14 protein-coding genes are annotated in these 19,341 nt (G+C 41.7%); 8 read left to right on the forward strand and 6 right to left on the reverse strand.

What is annotated here, in order from left to right:
* The first annotated feature begins 60 nt into the window (after window positions 1-60).
* Entirely contained in the window at window positions 61-1,758 is a 1,698-nt protein-coding gene (gene cimA, locus HGR01_RS17225) for a citramalate synthase (RefSeq protein WP_045869782.1), read from the forward strand.
* Between the two features lie 236 nt (window positions 1,759-1,994).
* On the opposite strand, the gene HGR01_RS17230 is transcribed toward cimA, so the two are convergent.
* The gene (locus HGR01_RS17230) at window positions 1,995-2,228 is read right to left on the reverse strand and encodes a hypothetical protein (protein ID WP_045869781.1); all 234 of its coding nucleotides are present in this window, start codon (window positions 2,226-2,228) and stop codon (window positions 1,995-1,997) included.
* A gap of 161 nt (window positions 2,229-2,389) precedes the next feature.
* Between HGR01_RS17230 and HGR01_RS17235 the strand changes: the two genes are divergently transcribed.
* Window positions 2,390-4,543, forward strand: a complete 2,154-nt coding sequence (locus HGR01_RS17235; RefSeq protein ID WP_045869780.1) for an NAD(P)/FAD-dependent oxidoreductase — start codon at window positions 2,390-2,392, stop codon at window positions 4,541-4,543.
* Between the two features lie 175 nt (window positions 4,544-4,718).
* On the opposite strand, the gene HGR01_RS17240 is transcribed toward HGR01_RS17235, so the two are convergent.
* The 3 genes from HGR01_RS17240 to dnaA form a co-directional block, all read right to left on the reverse strand.
* Window positions 4,719-6,029, reverse strand: coding sequence for an IS701 family transposase (locus tag HGR01_RS17240; RefSeq protein ID WP_096621593.1), 1,311 nt, complete (start codon window positions 6,027-6,029; stop codon window positions 4,719-4,721).
* A 115-nt stretch (window positions 6,030-6,144) separates the two neighbouring features.
* Window positions 6,145-7,707, reverse strand: a complete 1,563-nt coding sequence (locus HGR01_RS17245) for a hypothetical protein (RefSeq protein ID WP_194007862.1) — start codon at window positions 7,705-7,707, stop codon at window positions 6,145-6,147.
* A gap of 1,214 nt (window positions 7,708-8,921) precedes the next feature.
* Window positions 8,922-10,292, reverse strand: coding sequence for a chromosomal replication initiator protein DnaA (gene dnaA / locus HGR01_RS17250; RefSeq protein ID WP_045869779.1), 1,371 nt, complete (start codon window positions 10,290-10,292; stop codon window positions 8,922-8,924).
* A gap of 274 nt (window positions 10,293-10,566) precedes the next feature.
* Between dnaA and HGR01_RS17255 the strand changes: the two genes are divergently transcribed.
* Both HGR01_RS17255 and def read left to right on the forward strand, forming a co-directional pair.
* Window positions 10,567-11,838: an HhoA/HhoB/HtrA family serine endopeptidase gene (locus tag HGR01_RS17255; RefSeq protein WP_063749822.1), complete on the forward strand. Its 1,272-nt coding sequence runs from the start codon at window positions 10,567-10,569 to the stop codon at window positions 11,836-11,838.
* Between the two features lie 429 nt (window positions 11,839-12,267).
* Entirely contained in the window at window positions 12,268-12,801 is a 534-nt protein-coding gene (gene def, locus HGR01_RS17260) for a peptide deformylase (RefSeq protein ID WP_045869778.1), read from the forward strand.
* Between the two features lie 240 nt (window positions 12,802-13,041).
* Here the strand turns inward: def and HGR01_RS17265 are convergent, their stop codons facing one another.
* Window positions 13,042-13,596: a TetR/AcrR family transcriptional regulator gene (locus tag HGR01_RS17265; protein ID WP_045869777.1), complete on the reverse strand. Its 555-nt coding sequence runs from the start codon at window positions 13,594-13,596 to the stop codon at window positions 13,042-13,044.
* 97 nt (window positions 13,597-13,693) lie between these two features.
* Between HGR01_RS17265 and HGR01_RS17270 the strand changes: the two genes are divergently transcribed.
* From HGR01_RS17270 to dhaK, 3 genes are read left to right on the forward strand one after another with little or no spacing between them, the layout of a single operon-like run.
* Window positions 13,694-14,311 carry a glutathione S-transferase family protein gene (locus tag HGR01_RS17270; protein WP_045869776.1) on the forward strand — a complete coding sequence of 206 codons (618 nt, stop codon included), beginning with the start codon at window positions 13,694-13,696 and terminating at the stop codon, window positions 14,309-14,311.
* A 9-nt stretch (window positions 14,312-14,320) separates the two neighbouring features.
* Complete coding sequence (locus HGR01_RS17275) at window positions 14,321-14,929, forward strand: pyridoxamine 5'-phosphate oxidase family protein (protein ID WP_045869775.1); 609 nt, start codon at window positions 14,321-14,323, stop codon at window positions 14,927-14,929.
* Window positions 14,930-14,972: 43 nt separating this feature from the next.
* Window positions 14,973-16,046 (forward strand): dihydroxyacetone kinase subunit DhaK, encoded by a 1,074-nt coding sequence (gene dhaK / locus HGR01_RS17280; RefSeq protein WP_045869774.1) that lies wholly within the window; start codon window positions 14,973-14,975, stop codon window positions 16,044-16,046.
* A gap of 267 nt (window positions 16,047-16,313) precedes the next feature.
* Here the strand turns inward: dhaK and HGR01_RS17285 are convergent, their stop codons facing one another.
* The gene (locus tag HGR01_RS17285) at window positions 16,314-18,314 is read right to left on the reverse strand and encodes a glycosyl hydrolase family 28-related protein (RefSeq protein ID WP_096621618.1); all 2,001 of its coding nucleotides are present in this window, start codon (window positions 18,312-18,314) and stop codon (window positions 16,314-16,316) included.
* A gap of 276 nt (window positions 18,315-18,590) precedes the next feature.
* On the opposite strand from HGR01_RS17285, the gene dhaL reads away from it, so the two are divergent.
* Window positions 18,591-19,220 carry a dihydroxyacetone kinase subunit DhaL gene (dhaL, locus tag HGR01_RS17290; protein WP_045869772.1) on the forward strand — a complete coding sequence of 210 codons (630 nt, stop codon included), beginning with the start codon at window positions 18,591-18,593 and terminating at the stop codon, window positions 19,218-19,220.
* The last annotated feature ends 121 nt before the right edge of the window (window positions 19,221-19,341 follow it).

The following is a 19,341-nucleotide window of genomic DNA, read 5'->3' on the forward strand; positions in this document are numbered from 1 at the left end:
CTGGCTTTTTGTTGTATATTGGCACATCGCTTTAAAAGTTGTCTCAAATGTTCCAGTTTTATGACCAAAAATCCCTCACCCCAAATTTGGCTTTATGACACGACGCTACGGGATGGTACTCAGCGTGAAGGGCTGTCTGTGTCTATAGAAGACAAGTTACGCATCGCCAAAAGATTAGATCAATTGGGGATTCCCTTTATTGAAGGTGGTTGGCCTGGTGCCAATCCTAAGGATGTACAATTCTTCTGGCAACTTCAAGAAGATCCGCTCAAACAATCAGAAATTGTGGCATTTTGTTCCACACGCCGCCCCAACACCACTGCTGCTTCTGAACCGATGCTACAAGCGATTCTGGCGGCTGGTACTCGCTGGGTGACAATTTTTGGTAAGTCTTGGGATTTACATGTCACAGCCGGGCTGAAAACCAGTTTAGAAGAAAATTTGGCGATGATCCGCGATACGATTGAGTACCTTCGCAGCCAAGGGCGACGCGTGATCTATGATGCCGAACATTGGTTTGATGGCTACAAGCACAACCCTGATTATGCCTTACAGACATTAGAGACTGCGATCGCATCTGGTGCAGAATGGCTAGTCCTCTGCGATACCAATGGCGGGGCTTTACCCCATGAAGTTAGTCAAATTGTCCAAGCAGTCAATAGTCATTTGTCATTTGTCCTTAGTCAACAACCAATGACAAATGACAAAGGACAAAGGACAATCCCCCAAATTGGCATTCACACTCATAATGATTCTGATATGGCTGTGGCTAATGCTTTAGCTGCTATCATGGCTGGGGCGACAATGGTACAAGGTACAATCAATGGTTATGGTGAACGTTGTGGTAATGCAAATCTTTGTTCTTTAATTCCCAATTTACAGTTGAAGTTAGGTTATAGCTGTATCGGTGAAGACGAGCTAACACAACTTACAGAAGCCAGTCGCTTTGTCAGCGAGGTGGTAAATCTGGCTCCTGATGAACACGCGCCGTTTGTCGGTCGGTCAGCATTTGCTCACAAAGGCGGTATTCATGTATCCGCAGTGGAACGCAATCCCCTAACTTACGAACACATTCAGCCAGAACAAGTAGGGAACCGTCGCCGCATTGTCATTTCCGAACAATCTGGACTGAGTAATGTGTTAGCCAAAGCCAGAACTTTTGGCATTGAATTAGATCCCCAACAACCAGAAGCACGGCAAATTCTCCAAAAAATGAAGGATTTGGAGAGTGAAGGCTATCAATTTGAAGCTGCAGAGGCGAGTTTCGCCCTGTTGATGCACGAAGCTTTAGGTAATCGTCCCCAGTTTTTTGAAGTTAAGGGTTTTCAAGTCCACTGTGACTTAATTGAAGGTAAGGCCAGCAGCAGCGCCCTAGCGACAATCAAAGTAGCTGTTAATGGTAAAAATATTTTAGAGGCCGCTGAAGGTAATGGCCCGGTAGCAGCTTTAGATGCGGCTTTACGCAAAGCGCTGTTAAACTTTTATCCCCAAATCGCTGCTTTTGAGTTGACAGATTACAAAGTCCGTATTCTCAATGGACACACAGGTACAGCAGCAAAAACACGGGCATTAGTAGAATCAGGTAACGGTCATCAACGCTGGACAACAGTAGGGGTTTCGCCAAATATTTTAGAAGCTTCCTATCAAGCTGTGGTCGAAGGATTAGAGTATGGTTTATTACTCCACTCTCAAGCCGAAGTTCAGTTTCCTGCTATCCAAAAGCCCAAAATCGAAAATACAAAAATTGCGGAATCGTGAATTGTGCATTCACAGCACATCTATGATTTTTTGCGATGGTAGTCAACAGTCCAAAGTAGAACGTCCTACAACATTTTGACCCTTGACCCTTGACCCTTGACCCTTGACCCTTGACCCTTGACCCTTGACCCTTGAAATAATGCCCAGCCTAATTGCCAATCTCTCACTGCACATCAATTTACTTCCCACACCAAAAAATGCGATTGGCAATCTGGGCAAACATCTATCAGCTTCCACTACGAGAAACTTTCCCAAGCTTGAGCAACTAACTTGCTCAACCAGCGCCGTTGCTGTTTATCAAGCATTTGATCGTCAGCTAAAACTTGGGCAGTTAACTCTTCCAAAGATTGCCCCTGCGCCCGCACAATTTTAATAACTCCAGCGATCGCAGATGCAACCAATTCTTCATCAACAGGTATTTGTTGCAGGGCAACAATGTCTTGGGGGCTGTCTGGGATGGGATAATTCATGGCGTGGGTTTACAGAAATTTAGATTGAACTAGATGTTTGACAAATTATTAAAATCTCTTCATCAAATCTTTAAGCAACCGATAGGGCGGAGTTTATCGTATTTCATGCCTTCTTGAAATCTGTCTTAGTGAGTAGATTTAGCGGAGATGTCAGAAAAAAAATGAAAGAAATCCTTTATTTAGAAGTTCCGACACCAGATACGGCCTCTGTACGCAGTTGGCTGCAAGCAGATTTTCGACCTGACAATGGTGAAAAAATAAATACTCCAGATGGGTTGCGTCTGAGAGTATCTGCTGACACTACAACGGCTACAGCACCGATTTCCGAAAATTTGCCAACGGAACTTTCTATATTTGTTTGGTCGGTACAGCGAACTACATATCTAAAAGTTTTCCGTTGGGCAGATCGACCTTTTCCTCAAGAAAGGCAAATTCTACACCGCCTGATTACTGACATCAGAAGCCGCTTTCCTCATAATTACCCAGAACCCCCAGTCATTGATTTATCCCAACAATCTATATTTGACGCATTACAACCTGATTACCCCCTCACCGTCAAGTATTTTCAGAAAATGCCCAATGGGGAATATGACCTCACACGCGCTTACTGGTGGGAACAAAGATGGCGCGAAGGGGTAAGGAATCCCCAGCAACCGCGACAGGTGGTGTTTTCGCATCAAGGGGGACTGGGGACTGGGAATCAGGGATTGGGAAAAACATCTCCCTCATCCCCCTCATCTCCCTCATCTCCCTCATCCCCTACCTACGACATCATCTACATCGGTGGCGCATTAGGTGCTATCCATGCGGCAGTGATGGCGAAATTGGGATATAAAGTTTTACTGATAGAGCGAATGCCCTTTGGGCGGATGAATCGAGAATGGAATATTTCGCGTGATGAATTGCAAAGCTTGATTAATTTAGGTTTGGTAACTCATACCGAGCTAGAAACCGTCATTGCTCGTGAGTATAAAGACGGGTTCAATAAATTTTTTGATGGCAACAATCCCCCAAAATTGCGATCGCCTGTTTTGCATACTCCCACCGTGCTAAATATTGCCCTGGACTCTGATAAATGGCTGCAAATGTGCGGTCAAAAGCTCCGTGCCGCAGGCGGTGAAATCTGGGATGAAACAGAATTTTTACGTGCTGATATTTATAAAACACAAGTTCTGCTTAATGTCAAGCATTTACCTAGTCAAGCCGAACAGCAAGTAACTGGACGGTTGCTAGTGGATGCGATGGGTACAGCTTCCCCTATTGCTTGGCAATTAAATGGCGGTCGGGCTTTTGACAGTGTTTGCCCTACGGTGGGGGCAGTAATTGATAAGGGATTTGAGCCACAAGTTTGGGATTCGCAGTACGGAGATGTTCTCTACAGCCACGGAGATATATCTCGCGGTAGACAATTAATTTGGGAATTATTTCCGGGAATTGGGGAAGAATTGACAATTTATTTGTTTCATTACCACGAAGTCAACCCCAAAAATCCCGGTTCCTTATTAGAAATGTACGAGGACTTTTTCGCGATTCTGCCGGAATATCGGCGTTGTGATGTAGACAAACTGGTGTGGAAAAAACCCACCTTTGGCTATATACCAGGGCATTTTAGTGTGGGAAGTAGCGATCGCACAGTTGCCTTTGATAGATTAATTGCGATCGGTGATGCTGCATCACTCCAGTCGCCTCTTGTATTTACTGGCTTTGGTTCTTTAGTACGTAACTTAGAACGTCTCACAAAACTTTTAGATATCGCCCTCAAGCATAATCTGCTAAGTTTCCGCCATTTAAACCGAATCCGCGCCTACCAAAGTAACGTTTCGGTAACTTGGCTATTTTCTAAGGGCATGATGGTACCAACTGGTAAATTCTTACCACCCCAAAGAATTAACTCTATGCTGAATACCTTCTTTGGGCTGTTGGCAGATGAACCCCTAGATGTTGCGGATAATTTCATTAAAGACCGATGTGATTGGTTCACCTTTAACCGCCTTGCCATCAAAGCAGCCCGCAAAAATCCAGCCCTGCTATTGTGGATTTGGGAACTAGCAGGGCCAAGAGATTTGCTGCGATGGCTGGGCAATTATTTTAACTTTGGTAGTTATGCCCTAGTTAGTGCTTTATTGAATGGTTGGTTTGCCAGCTTCCTCAATAAAATAGGCCCTTGGCTAGAACCCCGCTATCCGGCGTTGTGGCTGCGACTACTAGCTATTAACTACGCTATCATCACAGGCAAACCGCGATCGCCAAATCAAGTGGCGAAAGTTCAACAAGAAGACTCAATTCAAAATTCAGAAGCACAAATTCTCAATTAGATTGGGGCATGGGGCATGGGGCATGGGGCATAAAATATATAATTTACCTTTGACCCTTGACCCTTGAAAGCCAGTTGCTACCCTGCGGGTTCCGCGTTAGCGGTACAAGTCGGGGAACCCACCCAACGCACTGGCCCCTTTTGACTCCAGATGCGATTAACCCTCTTTTGTCACTCTAGGCAGAGGAAAAGTAGAAATCAGGGTGAATCAGGGATATAAAAATTGAACTGGTGAGGCTATAAATAATAGATTGAAGTTTAAAAAAACCCAAAGCTAATTGAGGAATAGGAAAAACCGTTAACCAGGGATATATCAGATTAAATAAAGTAAAAGGTTGAATAATCAAACGAAGATTGTTAAGAATGTTCTTCCAGCCATTTCCATTATCCCACCAAGGATGTGAAACAAATTTTGACTCTCGTTGTGATGGAGACTGAAACAGTTGCTCCGAATGCAGACTAACCATTAAATAAGCACTGCAAATAATTTCCCACCATCGCTCAATATCTGGGTAGTGAGTCAGGCGAAAATCTGACCAACCTAATTCATTCTTACTTTGTTTTAACCCGTACTCGACCCAAGTTCTTAAACCGTAAAAATTTCCAACTTCTCTTGGCGTAATGTCTGGATATTTACTCATCACATACCAAGTAGTGTTATCAGGCAAATTTTCTGGATCTGTAGTAATTTGCCAATATCTAAGTTCTCCACGTTTTCCCGGAATAATTTCTCTAATAAATCGATTTTCCCGACTCAAGTCAGAGAATACCCTTTGAAACTTCTGCCACTTTAAATATTGAATATGTTGTCGTGGAAGTATTTCTACATAATGATTTGACCGAATCGCTACTATATAGTTCAAGTTTAGTTCATCTAATACAGATATGAAATTCTTACCACTCTCTCCATATAAGCTATCTGCAAGTACTAAGTTGAATTTAAAACCCATTGATTGTAGCTTTTTTATCAGTATTGCTGCTATTTCTGGTTTAGTGCGGTACTTATCTCCTGCCTGTAATCTTTCCCTGGGTTTATACACTTCAAACAGTAATGGAAATGTCATCCCACAGAAAACACCATATACTGTCACTGCCACAATTCCATTATCTGTTTTTCCCAAATTTCCTATATACTGCCGTTTCACATAATCTGTCTTGCTCCCTTTCTTTTTATCCCCTGTCTCATCAATAATTAAAATGATTGGTCTACCTTTTAGCACTTGTAAAATTAACTCTAACCTTAAGGTTCTTAACTTTTCTATATCCCAAGGTGATGTAGTTAGAAAATGATGCAACCCTTGCTGGTTATCTAATCCTACGATTTTTGCTATTTCTGGCAATGTTTTACGTTTTAGATCAGAAATGCAGCCTACATGGAGATATTTAAAAGCCTCGAAACTCCTAACATCTGGAAACAGACTTTTATACCACTGGCAATATTCGTCCACAAATTTGACTGTTGGTGCGGCTGGACGGGGCTGTACCATGCTCTGTGTCTTGGTTCTAGCATTTTTACCTTATTATACTACTGCCAGAGTGACAAAACAGGGTTAATCGCGTCTCTCCAACTTTTGACTTTTGACTTTTGACTTTTGACTTTAATTATTGCCGCTTCTGCCGAAAATTCGGTAACTCTACAGATGCCAAAGATTTACGTCCTTTGGGTGGACGTTGGGGATAAACCACTGGTGAGGGTGATGGATTGTCGTTAGCAGCGTCGCCTGATGCATTTTGATTGGCATTGGGGACATCTACTTGATTTATTTGGGGAATTTCTGCCCAATAGTCATCATTTTCTGGTGCCACTGTTGTGTTAGCAACAGGTTGAGTATTGGATTTTGCAGCCTTTTTCGCTGATGAAGAGATGTTATTTCCTTCTGTATTCTTAGAAGTTTTTGGAGTTGGTTTGCTTTCGCCTACAGCATTTGTTTCTTCTTCATCTGTAACTGTTTTAGCTACGGTTTCCCAAATAGTTACATCCTTAGCTGGCTGACTCTCTACAGTGATTTCAACAGTAGAATTTGGCGGTGTTGATGTAGGTTGAGCCGCAAAAAACATTTGGATGAGACTATCTAACTCATCAATGCTTGATGAACCGAGAGGTGAGATTGGTTGTGGTGGAGTCGAAGAATTTTCAGTGCTAGGCGATGAACTGACAAAGGGCGTTGATTCTGAAGCAGCCTCTGATTTAGCTGTAGTTGAAGTGTTTTCTCTGTTTGACCAATCCCAAGGCGAAGATGGAGTTACGCTTGGTTCATCTGTGGGATGTGAAGCTGCTGAAGATTCTTGAGAAGAATCATCTAAAGATTCCGATTCTGCTGACCAGGGCTTAATTGGCTGGGCATTGGGAAATAAAGACCGGGCTTTTTTCGTAAACCTTGACTGTCTATTAGTATTACGGGGACGATTTGTAGTATCTTCGGAGGACTCATCACCAGTCACAGGCGGCTCTAAACATTTTTCTAGAGCTGCTTTAAATTGTAGGGTTTGGCGTTGTTGCCGCATTAGCCGAGTCCGCAACTCTCGGCAAGTGTTTTCTGATTGCAATAACTGCTGAGACTGTTCGCTATAGTTAGTTTGCAAAAGCGAACATTCACGTTCTAACTGCGCTAAACGTTGTTGACTAATCTGTAACTGCGCTTTATAAGTTTCGATGAAAATTTCTTGACGCTGAACACCTTGAACAGCTGTTTCTAATTCCTCGAATAAAGATTTTATTTGTTCTTGAGCGGCATTGAGTTCCTGAGTTTGTTGGTTGAGCATGGACTCAGTGACACCAAAGCGTTTTTTCTGCCACTGTATAGCCTTTTGAGCATCAGTTAATTCATCTTTCAGGTGTTCTACCTGCTCATACAAATCATCATTAGCGGAACGCAATTCTTGATTCAATGCCAGCAATTTCTGGAATTCTGCGTTTACCAAAAGTTGTTGTTGAATATCTGGTTCGGCAACCCAGTCTTGCTTGGTTGCATCTACTGGTAAATCTGGGGCTTGAGTCTCAGGCTGCTCGTCTTTTGCTGGCTGGAGAAGTAGCGGCTGTTGTTTTATATTCTCACTAGGCACAACAGCATAGAAAGGACAACTCGCCTCCTCCGTTTGTGGCGAATTAGCAGAATTTAAGGATTCAATAAAAGCCCCATTATTTGAGGTTTCAGCTTCATTCATTACTATTGACCCACCTGCTTAAAAATGTTCAGCAGTGCTGGCGTTAGCATTGCTTATCGATTGTGTCTGACGGGGTTGACGCAATTAGCGAGGGAAAACCTGAGAAGCCCCTAATCGTAGATGTGGAAAGAGTGATAGAGACCAAGTCTAACTCTCGTCCAGCATAAGTAATTAACTCACTAAATTCAGTGTTCCCCATTTTGCATCTAGAACTGATGACGTTATAACATTACAAGGTTATTCACCGCCAACATAAGGATGTCGGGAGAATCTGGTTTAGATGCGGATAGTAGATGTGATTTTGCTTGATGTTCAACAATAGTTATTAGCTAATAACTCACTGGCACGAATTTATGCACTAAGAAAGCCTTAGTGCTGTATTTAATTTAGCAAACAGCCTACCCCCAAGCGCAACTAACACTTGTTCGGTTAAAGACTGAAGAAGAAGAGACAGGGGGCTGAGGCGCAAGAAGCAGGGGGCTGGGGGAATTTACAAAGATTGCAAGCTCTTAAAGTGTGTTTTTAAACTATCACGACAAAATAATGTAGGCGATCGCAGTTTCAGTAGCAATACTGCTCTGTTAAGGATTTTCAAGTTGGAATTTGGTTTGGGGAAAAGGAGAAAGGGTAAGGGTTAAAGGTTTTTCCTGCCCTTTTCCCTTTAACCGACAAGTATTGATATCCGTAGCTTGCTAAATTTTTTGGTAACTAATCAAATTTTCATCTACGTAGTAAGTTGTTTCTGATAACGTAATTTTTGATTAGCGATTTTTATCAATATAAAAACCGTTTCCAAGTATTACCTGATTCTGATTGTTGAGTAAAACATACTGACATTCTCTACAGCAATGGTATGAAAATATATCTTTGTTTTTTCCTCTTCCCTGGTTTCAAGACATTAGCTGTGGAAATTGTGGATAACTTCTTTCTAATTTATGTTGAAGGGAATTTCATCACTTACTACCTGTGGAAAACTTGTGGAAAAACCCCTCAACTTTTCCACAAGGTATATATACTTAATTGAAGTTTTCACTCCAAAATATCAAGTTTTTCCCAAAATTTTCCTTAAATAATAAGTTTTTTTCCACAATCTAATAAAAATTTAATATATTTTTATACTTAACTTAATATTCAAGATGAATTACTCGACTGTCAAAGTCAAATATAGATAGTCATGCCTGTGGAAAACTGCCAGTAAACTTGCTCGTTAAATTTTAAGAGCGGCTATTTATATTAATGCGATCGCTCAGTTGACGGAGGGTATTTACTAAAGTGCGATCGCTTTCTCGCAGCTGGGCGATTTTATCACAACTGTAAATCACCGTTGTATGATCTTTACCACCAAATTCTTCACCAATTCTCGGCAAACTCAGATCTGTATGTTGCCGCATTAGATACATACCTATTTGACGCGCCCAGCTAATTTCTCTGCGCCGGGAGTTGCTTTTTAAGTCTTCTACTGCAATATCAAAATTCTCAGCCACTACCTTTAAAATTACCTCTGGGGTAGCGGCTACTTTTTCACTAGGAGTTTCTAAAACTGGGGCAATACTTTCTACTGTCATGGGTAAACCCCAAATCGAGATATAAGCCAGCGCCCGAATTAAAGCCCCTTCCAATTCGCGAATATTAGAAGTGTAATTAGAAGCAATATATTCGATTACATCTGTAGTAAGCCGAATATTTTCGTATTCAGCCTTTTTTTGGAGAATTGCCATCCTGGTTTCTAAATTTGGTGGTTGGATGTCAGCAATCAAGCCCATAGAAAACCGAGAACAAAGTCTTTCCTGAAGCCGAGGAATTTGGTTAGGAGGGCGATCGGAGGCGATGACAACTTGCTTACCCGCCTCATGTAAAGTATTAAAAGTATGAAAAAATTCTTCTTGAGTGTACTCTTTGCCTTCCAGGAACTGAATATCATCCACTAATAAAATATCAGCCGCCCGATAATGCTCTCGAAAACTTTGCATACTATCCTTACGGATGGCTGTAATTAAATCATTAGTAAACTGCTCAGTTGAGACATAAAATATTTTAGAATCAGAACAAATTTCCCAGCGATAATGGCCAATAGCTTGCATGAGGTGGGTTTTACCTAAACCAACGCCACCACATAAAAATAAAGGATTAAACTCCCTCCCCGGAGATTCTGCAACCGCCAATGATGCGGCATGAGCCATACGATTGTTAGCGCCAACTACAAAGCGTGAAAAGACATACTTAGTATTTAATTCATGGGTTTTTTGCTGAGGTTTGGGAATACTTTCGGGAATATTAGATGGTGGTGGTAATTCCCAAGGTGCTTCCCGTTCCTGCAAAGGAGACATTTCATTACCTTGAGCAACGGTAATGTAAATTTCTACAGGATATCCGAGAATATCTTGCACAACATGAGCGATGGTATTTATGTAATATTTCTGTAACCAATTACGTGCAAAAGGATTAGGTGTGCAGACTACTAAACAATTATTTTCTAATCGCTCCGCACTAGCAGTTTTAATCCAAGTTTCAAAGGTAGGACGGGATAATTCAAGCTGTAAGCGCTCTAATACCTGACTCCACAAATTGTCTAGAGGAATTTCCATGATCTACCACCTTGGCTGCTAATCGTCACAATATAAGATAAGTATCTAAACAGAATTAATTACACACATTGTTTTTTGTTCCCTGTTGACTGCTCCCTGTTCCTTGTTCCCTCTCTCGATAAATTTCATTTTGCCCAACGACTGACAAGCCAGCACCAATTTAGCATTCAGATGCTCTAGACCTGGAACCAGCTTTTAAGTTGTAATCATTTTGGGGCATACCCAGTAGGCAAGATCCTACCACCCACTGACTAACACGGAGAAGCAAAGACACATGAAGATCAACAAAAGTTGCTGTGCAGCCCAAATTATTGATACCAAAGGTTTACCCCAAAAGCAGGAAAGAAATAATATGATGTCAATGCTCTTAAAAGTCAGTTTAGTGGTATTTCTGGGAGGTTGCTCTCTTCTACCTAGCAAGACCGTTGAAAAACAAGGAACTGATGCTCAGTCACAAGTAGCACCTCAAAATCCAACTAACCCTGATCCCACAATTGCGCCACCGGCAATTTTTTCATCTTCTAACGATCCTAACTTTGTGGTGGGAGTAGTACAAAAAGTTGGCTCGGCTGTAGTTCGGATTGATTCTTCTCGAACTGTTACCTCTCAGACACCAGATGAATTTGACGATCCATTTTTTCGGCGGTTTTTTGGCGAGATACCATCTCAGCCGCGACAAAGAATAGAACGTGGTAGTGGTTCCGGATTTATTATTAATTCTTCTGGGCAAATTTTGACCAATTCCCACGTAGTAGACGGCGCTGATAGTGTAAGTGTCATTCTCAAAGATGGGCGGACTTTTAACGGTAAAGTACTGGGAGAAGATCCGGTAACTGATGTAGCTGTGATCAAAATTGAGGCGAATAACCTGCCAACTCTAGCTTTAGGTAACTCCGATGCTTTGCAACCAGGGGAGGCTGTAATCGCTATTGGTAATCCTTTAGGATTAAATAATACAGTCACATCTGGAATTATTAGTGCTACTGGTCGCTCTAGCAGTGATATTGGTGCTAGTGATAAGCGTGTTGATTATATTCAAACTGATGCAGCAATTAATCCTGGTAACTCTGGCGGCCCGTTGCTGAATGTACGCGGTCAAGTAATTGGGATGAACACAGCAATTATTCGTGGTGCTCAAGGTTTGGGATTTGCCATTCCTATCAATACTGCACAAAGAATTGCCCAAGAGTTAATTGCGACTGGAAAAGTCGAGCATCCTTATTTGGGTGTGCAAATGGTGACGCTAACACCAGAAATTCGCGACAGAATTAATAATGAATTAGGCGATCGCATTAATCTCACTGCTGATAAAGGCGTTTTATTAGTTAATATTGTGCCCCGTTCTCCCGCCGCCGTTGCTGGATTAAGAACTGGTGATGTGATTCGGAGTATTGATAGTCAGCCTGTCAATAAAATAGAAGACGTGCAAAAGCTCGTAGAAAATAGCAAAATCGGTAATCCTTTACAAATGCAAGTAGAACGAGATGGGAAAGTTACTCAAGTAGCAGTCAAACCCGCGCCTTTACCCATCCGCCGTGAAAGTTGATTGTATCTCAAAGTTTCAAATTAAATTACTAATCACGCCTAATGTGTCTGCTTATGCAAAATGCTTTGTCAGCTTGTATGAACCAACCATTATAGGTTGGGTAATGCTCGTTAATGGACTGCCAAATTAAAAAATAATCAATCACTATAGCCAGCAGGACAATTAGGGGAAGCAAGGGTAACAGGCAAGAAGAATATACAAATCTGCTTTAGTTTTTACAAATGAAATCGGAATGCTAGAGGCTGGGTAATCCCCACTTTAATATGTGGGTTTTTCAATTAAATTTGACTGCTATAATGAGTCAATAAACTTGCAATAATATATATCTTATCAATTATATTTGTTTAAATGGTAGAGATAAATATCAAAGTTTTCAATCCCATATATTTGATGTTTAAATAAGTGATTATTTATTAAGGAGTTTATTCGATGGCTGAATTAATGCCAATTATTCAATTAGGTAATCCCATACTACGCCAAACGGCTAGCTTAATTGATAATATTCAAGATGAGGTTGTACAGAACCTAATTGAAAATTTACTAGTAACTGTTGCCCAATCTAACGGTGTGGGAATTGCCGCACCGCAAATTGCAGAGTCTTATCGTTTATTTATTGTGGCTTCTCGCCCTAATCCCAGATATCCCAACGCTCCAGAGATGGCACCTACAGCAATGATCAATCCCAGAATTATTGGTCATTCTACAGAAGTAGTTAAAGGTTGGGAAGGTTGTTTAAGCGTTCCTGGTATTAGAGGTTTAGTTCCCAGATATCAAACAATTCAAGTAGAATATACTGACCGCTATGGTGAATTGCAACAGCAAGAACTCACGGATTTTGTGGCGCGAATTTTTCAGCATGAATACGATCACCTCGACGGAATTGTCTTTGTTGATCGCTTAGAAAGTACTCAGGACATGATTACAGAACAAGAATATCAACAGCGAATAGTTAATAATCTTTAATTTGTTTACCTCGTCTACTTTGAGAGTGCTGAGTTGTACAGACGCGATTAATCGCGTCTGTACAAGAGGGCGGGGGAAAAATCCCATTTCAGCTTTCATACATAGTGGTGAATTTTCATTCATTATGACTAGCTTGAACATCTGAATAGAAGAAGGGGAAAGAGTAAAAGTTTTCCCTTTTACCCTTTCCCCCTTCCCCTTTCCCCCTGAAAAACGTTTACTTTAATTGTGCTTCCCTAATTAAATTGGTACAACCCTACAGAGTTCTTTTGGGAGTTGCTGAATTACACGCTGAAAGGGAGCCGAATCTTCTAAGCCCTGGGATAAAATTAGCGAACCTTGAATAGCGATCGCAGCATCTTCAGCTCGTTGTTTAGCTAGTTCTTTATCCATACCCGCTTCAATCAACACACTGGCGATCGCATCAATCCAGCCCTGAAATAATTCTTGTACTTTACGGTGAAATACATCTCTTGCTGAACCTAGCAACAAGATGGCGAACACACATGGCTGCTTTCCTCCCTCATAAAGTTCGTTGAGGCGATCGCACATTCGCTGCAATTTTGTCACAGCATCTCCTTCACTCTGAAGAGATGGCAGGATATTTTCTACTAACCATCGTTCTAGATAATCTAGTACCGCCTCCACCATCTCATCTTTACCGCCGGGGAAGTGGTGGTAAAGGCTAGCTTTTCCTAGTCCAGTGGCTTCCGAAATCTTGGCTAGGGTTGCGCCATCATAACCATACTGCCGAAATAGCTGCAACAGACAGGGAATATAAGTCTCTTTAGGCATTTTTATAGGGTGAGCAATTATCTGTTGACATTATACCGAACGAACGGTACAGTAATTCTAGACCGAACGGACGGTACAAAAAGATTGGGACTAACTCATGATTAAGCTTTATGGTCACGAACTATCTGGTAACAGCTACAAAGCAAAATTAATGCTGTCTCTGTTGGGCTTAGATTACGAGTGGATTAAAGTTGATTTGATGACAGGAGCGCATAAAGAGCCGGAATTTTTAGAACTAAATTCCTTTGGACAGGTGCCTTTGTTAGTCGATGGCAATACAGTGTTGGCAGATGCCCAAGCCATTCTTGTATACCTAGCGCGGCAGTATGGCGGCGATCGATGGTTACCCTTAGAAGCTTTACTCCTAGCTCAGGTGATACGCTGGTTATCAACCACTGCGGGAGAAATTCGCCAAGGCCCTGAATCAGCGCGTTTGTATCATTTATTCAAAACCACTAGCATCAATATTGAAAGGGCAAATCAAAAATCAGAGTTCATTTTGACGCAACTCAACAATCACTTAGGAAATCGAGAATGGTTGGAATTAGGACATCCGACAATCGCTGATGTTGCAGTCTTTCCTTATGTTGCACTTGCGCCTGATGGCAAGATTAACTTAGAAAATTACCCAAATATCCTTAGCTGGATTGATCGCATCAAACATCTTCCTGGTTTTGTAGGAATGATTGGCATTGAAGAACCTGTTACGGTTTAGGAGTGTATTATGCCACGCAAATTTGGAGAAATTGCTTTTACACCGGAAGTACTAGCAGCTCAAGAACAACGGGGGTCGAGGCAGACCTATGAACGCTATATTGCCAATGGTTCTGCTAATGATATCATTACCCCAAAAATTGAGGAATTTATTGCTCAACTCGACGGCTTTTATTTAGGAACAGTCAGTTCCAACGGTTATCCATATATTCAGTTTCGTGGCGGCCCGCCCGGTTTTTTGAAGGTGTTGGATAAGAAGACGCTGGGCTTTGCCGACTTCACTGGAAATGTACAGTACGTTACGGTAGGTAACCTGTCGGGTAATGATAAAGCCTTCATCTTCTTAATGGATTATCGTCACCGCAAACGCATCAAGATTTGGGGAAGAAGCAAATATGTTGAAGACGATCCAGCTTTAATTGAACAGCTAAGAATGCCAGGATATCCAGCAGAAGTAGAAAGAGCGATTCTGTTTCATGTAGAAGCAATTAGCGAAAACTGTCCCCAACATATTCCTATCCGCTATTCGGTGGACGAAGTCGAAGCGATGATTGCTCCTTTACAAGCCCGCATTACACAATTAGAACAGCAACTAAGCGATCGCCTGACGGAACTGTAAAATAAATCCTGGGATGTAACAAATTCTCAGGCAGGCATGGATCATGAAAAAGCTGATTAACAAGCCAGAAGACTTTGTGCGGGAAAGCTTAGAAGGTATGGCGGCGGCTCATGCTGATTTAATTCAGGTGAGCTATGAACCAACCTTTGTCTATCGAGCCGATGCGCCCGTACAGGGGAAAGTAGCAATTATTTCTGGTGGTGGCAGTGGACATGAGCCAATGCACGCTGGTTTTGTGGGTAGGGGAATGCTTGATGCTGCTTGTCCGGGAGAGGTTTTTACTTCACCTACCCCCGATCAAATGTTAGCCGCAGCCCAGAAAGTGAATAGTGGGGCAGGTATCCTTTATATCGTCAAAAACTACAGTGGCGATGTAATGAACTTTGAAATGGCAACGGAATTAGCCCAAGGTGAGGGTATCCGAGTGCTGAATATTTTGATTGATGATGATGTCGCAGTTAAAGACAGCCTTTATACTCAGGGCAGGCGGGGTGTCGGTACAACAGTACTGGCGGAGAAAATTTGTGGTGCAGCAGCTGAGGCTGGATATGATTTGCAGCAAATAGCAGATTTATGTCGTCGAGTAAATTTGTATGGGCGGAGTATGGGAATTGCCTTGACTTCCTGTACAGTACCAGCTAACGGTTCGCCGACATTTACATTAAGCGATCGCGAATTAGAAATTGGCATTGGGATTCATGGCGAACCAGGTAGAGAACGCATCGCTGTACAATCTGTAGATGAAATTACTGAGAGTTTAGCACGAGCAATTATTGACGATACAGGCTATAGCCGGACAGTTAGAGAGTGGAATGCAGAGCAAGGGGATTGGGTAGATGTAGAACTGACAGATCCACCATTGCAAAAAGGCGATCGCGTACTTGCTTTTGTCAATAGCATGGGTGGTACTCCCCTTTCGGAACTTTATCTTGTCTATCGCAAACTAGCCCAAATCTGCGAACAGCAAGGATTGCAAATTGTACGCAATTTAATTGGCCCTTATATTACATCTTTAGAAATGCAAGGATGCTCAATTACCCTATTGAAGCTAGATGATGAAATGATTCGGCTTTGGGATGCACCAGTTAAAACCCCAAGCCTACGTTGGGGAATTTAGGGTTTGGTAATGGGTAATGGGTAAGGGGTAATGGGTAAGGGGTAAGGGGTAATGGGTAAGGGGTAATGGGTAATGGGTAAGGGGTAATGGGTAAGGGGTAAGGGGTAATGGGTAAGGGGTAATGGGTAAGGGGTAATGGGTAAGGGGTAATGGGTAAGGGGTAATGGGTAAGGGGTAATGGGTAATTGGTAATTTAAGTTTGATGTTGGTTATTTCTACCCTACCTCCTCATCCCCCTCATCTCCCTCATCCCCCCTACGCTAATAATTATTTTGCTGGCTGATCAAAACCTGAATACATTAACATCACTATTCCGTTAGCTGTATATCTACCTGGAATCTTAGATCTCACTAGGGTTTTAGTAGTATTACCCCGTGTTTCTTCAACCCATATTTGATAGCTATCTCCATCAAAAGATGCTTCAGCAATGCCAACAAAACTGGCAGAAGCATTAACAATGCGGAATAGTGGATCTTTTGGATCTTGTTTACCAGCAGCATAAACCAACCCACCTAAAAGTTCGGTTGCACCGCCTTTAATAGTTGCAATTTTAGTTTTACCTTGCTCGGTTTTAAATCCTAAAATCCAAAGTTTAGCTCCACTATTGACTATGTTAGTTTCCCTAGCACCTTCAGGATTTAACTGACGTGCCCAAATATGTTGAGCAGAATTATTGAATCTCAATTTATCCATGACAGCATCATCAATAAAGAGGTCGCCAGAGCCTGTACTTTCTAAATTCAAGTGAGTAATACTACGATAAACAATCGTCCGATTAGCAACTGTCTTCCATTTCAATTTTGAGCCAAATCCCACAAAGAAGTTTTCAATAATTAAGATGGGTTGAGTGCCGTTTTCTGCAACTATCTCTCCATTGCCTTCAATCCAACCCTCAGTTCCCGTAAATCTTTGCACTTTACCTCTAAGTCGGAGAGTACCATTAATTGTAAAAGTTCCAGTTTGGGGAACTAATACTGTAGTTGCGCCAGAATCTATAGCGGCTTGAAAAGCATCTGTATCATCTTTTTTATCATTAGGTTTTGCACCAAATTTCTCTACACTTATCCATGTTTTGGGGTTACTCCACGCTAGTTTAGGAAATTGCTTAATTGGTAGCCGTAAAGATTTTGAAGGTGAAGGAAATTCAGCCAGGATGGGGTGAGAAGTAAACTCGTCGATGACACTTTTTTTAATAGTTTTGTTGGCATTTTTGGCATTACTGGCAAGAATATCTTTGTAGCCAGAGGATACGACATTTCTGGCATAGATAAACCCAGCAGAAGTAATTGCAGAGATAGTTTTAGCTTTACCACGACCGATCAGCTTGGCATTTACTAGTGTTAATGTACTTCCTGGATCGTTACCTTCATTCGGATTTTTACCATTAATAATTGCTGGGACGGAATTAAAACTAGTGAACCCTTCAAGGCTCATTGGTTGACCGCCATTGAATATACCAGCGCTTCTTTGATTGCGAACTGTAATATTCTGTAAGGTAATACCGTTAATACCGTTATTTGTACGTATTCCAGTATCAAATCCCACAATTTCTACATCTTCAACTAGCAAGGGGCCGACTTCACCATGAGTTAGTGCTAAACCTGTTGTCCCTTGACCATCACCAGAGATGATTTTAACGCTACGTACTGCTCCTTGATTATTGGCAGCAAAATTGAGTCCTTCTGCACCTGGATTCTTCTTACCTGTATTAATAGTTAAGTTTCTTACCGAATTCCCAAAGCGTTGAGCTACCAAACTGGCTTTAAAATTTTCAGATTTGGGGTTTAAGTCTGGGTCAAAACCTGTAGAAATAACTGGTCGAGGCTGCTTAGGGTTTTGAAATTTAGGAGCAGCATCTTGGAGTTGAATAATTACTCCTTCTTTGCTTTGTCCTTGTAGCACAATTCGCTTGTAATCAGAGCGAAAACGCTCACCTGTAGCCCAATGTAAGGAATCTGAGATGTTATATACGCCATTGGGTAAATAAATAGTTTTTCCCCCACTGGGAAACTTACTCAATGCTTTTTGGATAGCCTCTGTATCATCCTGACTATCATTAGGTATCGCTCCATATTCAGGAGAAGTAACATTGATAACACCTGCATTTTCTGGATAGATAATATTCTCTTTTGGTTTGGCGATCGCAGCACCAAAGGCAGCAATCTGATTTTCACTATTTTTGCTATAGTCAACGCAAGTAGTAGTGAAGAAAGCAATTAAAAATAATAAAGGAAGTAGTTTTAAAACTAATGACCGAGGACGAATCATAAATGTATATTCCCTTGGCTAATTTACAGAAAGTCGGCAGGAAAGCACACTAATTACAGAGTGGAATCAACTGCACCCACCGACTTAGGGTATTCATGGAGCATAAGTATTATTTCTCATGCCATAAACCCGCGAAATCCACTCCTTTTATATGTAGGATGAGCTTCAGTACTTCTTACTGTTACATCTGCCAAACACACTTAGCCGTAAAAATTCGGATAGAATACTACGCTAGCTTGGCCAAATATTAGCAAATCTAGGTTTCAAAGGTTACAGATGGTAAGCAAAGAGCAGATTTTGCAATGGTTGCAGGCATTCGCCAGTGAAATAGAGCAAAATAAAGCATATTTAACCGAATTAGATGCAGCGATTGGTGATGCTGACCACGGTATTAATATGAATCGCGGGTTTCAAAAGGTAGTTAGTCAATTACCAACGGTTGCTGATCAAGATATTGGTAGCATTTTAAAAGCAGTCAGCATGACCTTAATTTCTAGTGTTGGGGGTGCAAGTGGCCCACTTTATGGAACTTGGTTTTTACGTGCTAGTACGGATGTAGCTCATAAGCAAGAACTGAATGAACAGGATTTGTTGGTATTACTTCAGGCTGGTTTAAATGGCGTGCTTCAGCGTGGTAAAGCTCAACTAGGAGACAAGACAATGGTGGATGTTCTATCTCCCGCAGTGACGGCTTTTGCACAAGCTGTAGATGAAGGTGGCGACACTGTAACAGCATTGCAGCAAGCAGTAGCAGCAGCAGAACAAAGTTTACAGGCGACAATACCGATGTTAGCTAAAAAGGGACGAGCTAGCTATTTGGGAGAACGAAGTATTGGACATCAAGATCCGGGAGCTACTTCTGCTTATTTAATGTTGAAATGTTTGTTAACAGTGGTGCAAAGTTGACGCACAAATATAAGCAATTCTGATTCGCGAGATTGAGATCCCCGACTTTTTGAAAAAGTCGAGGATCTGGGTAGCAGCGTTTGCTTAAGTAAGTGCTATTCGACTCTATTAGAATCCGATT

Origin of the sequence: Tolypothrix sp. PCC 7712 (assembly GCF_025860405.1) — a bacterium.
GTDB classification, from domain to species: Bacteria; Cyanobacteriota; Cyanobacteriia; order Cyanobacteriales; family Nostocaceae; genus Aulosira; species Aulosira diplosiphon.

Bases quoted from the DNA above. Each gene is read 5' to 3' on its own strand.
- cimA (WP_045869782.1), top strand. From the start codon at position 61: ATGACCAAAAATCCCTCACCCCAAATTTGGCTTTATGACACGACGCTA.
- HGR01_RS17230 (WP_045869781.1), bottom strand. From the start codon at position 2,228: ATGAATTATCCCATCCCAGACAGCCCCCAAGACATTGTTGCCCTGCAA.
- HGR01_RS17235 (WP_045869780.1), top strand. From the start codon at position 2,390: ATGAAAGAAATCCTTTATTTAGAAGTTCCGACACCAGATACGGCCTCT.
- HGR01_RS17240 (WP_096621593.1), bottom strand. From the start codon at position 6,029: ATGGTACAGCCCCGTCCAGCCGCACCAACAGTCAAATTTGTGGACGAA.
- HGR01_RS17245 (WP_194007862.1), bottom strand. From the start codon at position 7,707: ATGAATGAAGCTGAAACCTCAAATAATGGGGCTTTTATTGAATCCTTA.
- dnaA (WP_045869779.1), bottom strand. From the start codon at position 10,292: ATGGAAATTCCTCTAGACAATTTGTGGAGTCAGGTATTAGAGCGCTTA.
- HGR01_RS17255 (WP_063749822.1), top strand. From the start codon at position 10,567: ATGAAGATCAACAAAAGTTGCTGTGCAGCCCAAATTATTGATACCAAA.
- def (WP_045869778.1), top strand. From the start codon at position 12,268: ATGGCTGAATTAATGCCAATTATTCAATTAGGTAATCCCATACTACGC.
- HGR01_RS17265 (WP_045869777.1), bottom strand. From the start codon at position 13,596: ATGCCTAAAGAGACTTATATTCCCTGTCTGTTGCAGCTATTTCGGCAG.
- HGR01_RS17270 (WP_045869776.1), top strand. From the start codon at position 13,694: ATGATTAAGCTTTATGGTCACGAACTATCTGGTAACAGCTACAAAGCA.
- HGR01_RS17275 (WP_045869775.1), top strand. From the start codon at position 14,321: ATGCCACGCAAATTTGGAGAAATTGCTTTTACACCGGAAGTACTAGCA.
- dhaK (WP_045869774.1), top strand. From the start codon at position 14,973: ATGAAAAAGCTGATTAACAAGCCAGAAGACTTTGTGCGGGAAAGCTTA.
- HGR01_RS17285 (WP_096621618.1), bottom strand. From the start codon at position 18,314: ATGATTCGTCCTCGGTCATTAGTTTTAAAACTACTTCCTTTATTATTT.
- dhaL (WP_045869772.1), top strand. From the start codon at position 18,591: ATGGTAAGCAAAGAGCAGATTTTGCAATGGTTGCAGGCATTCGCCAGT.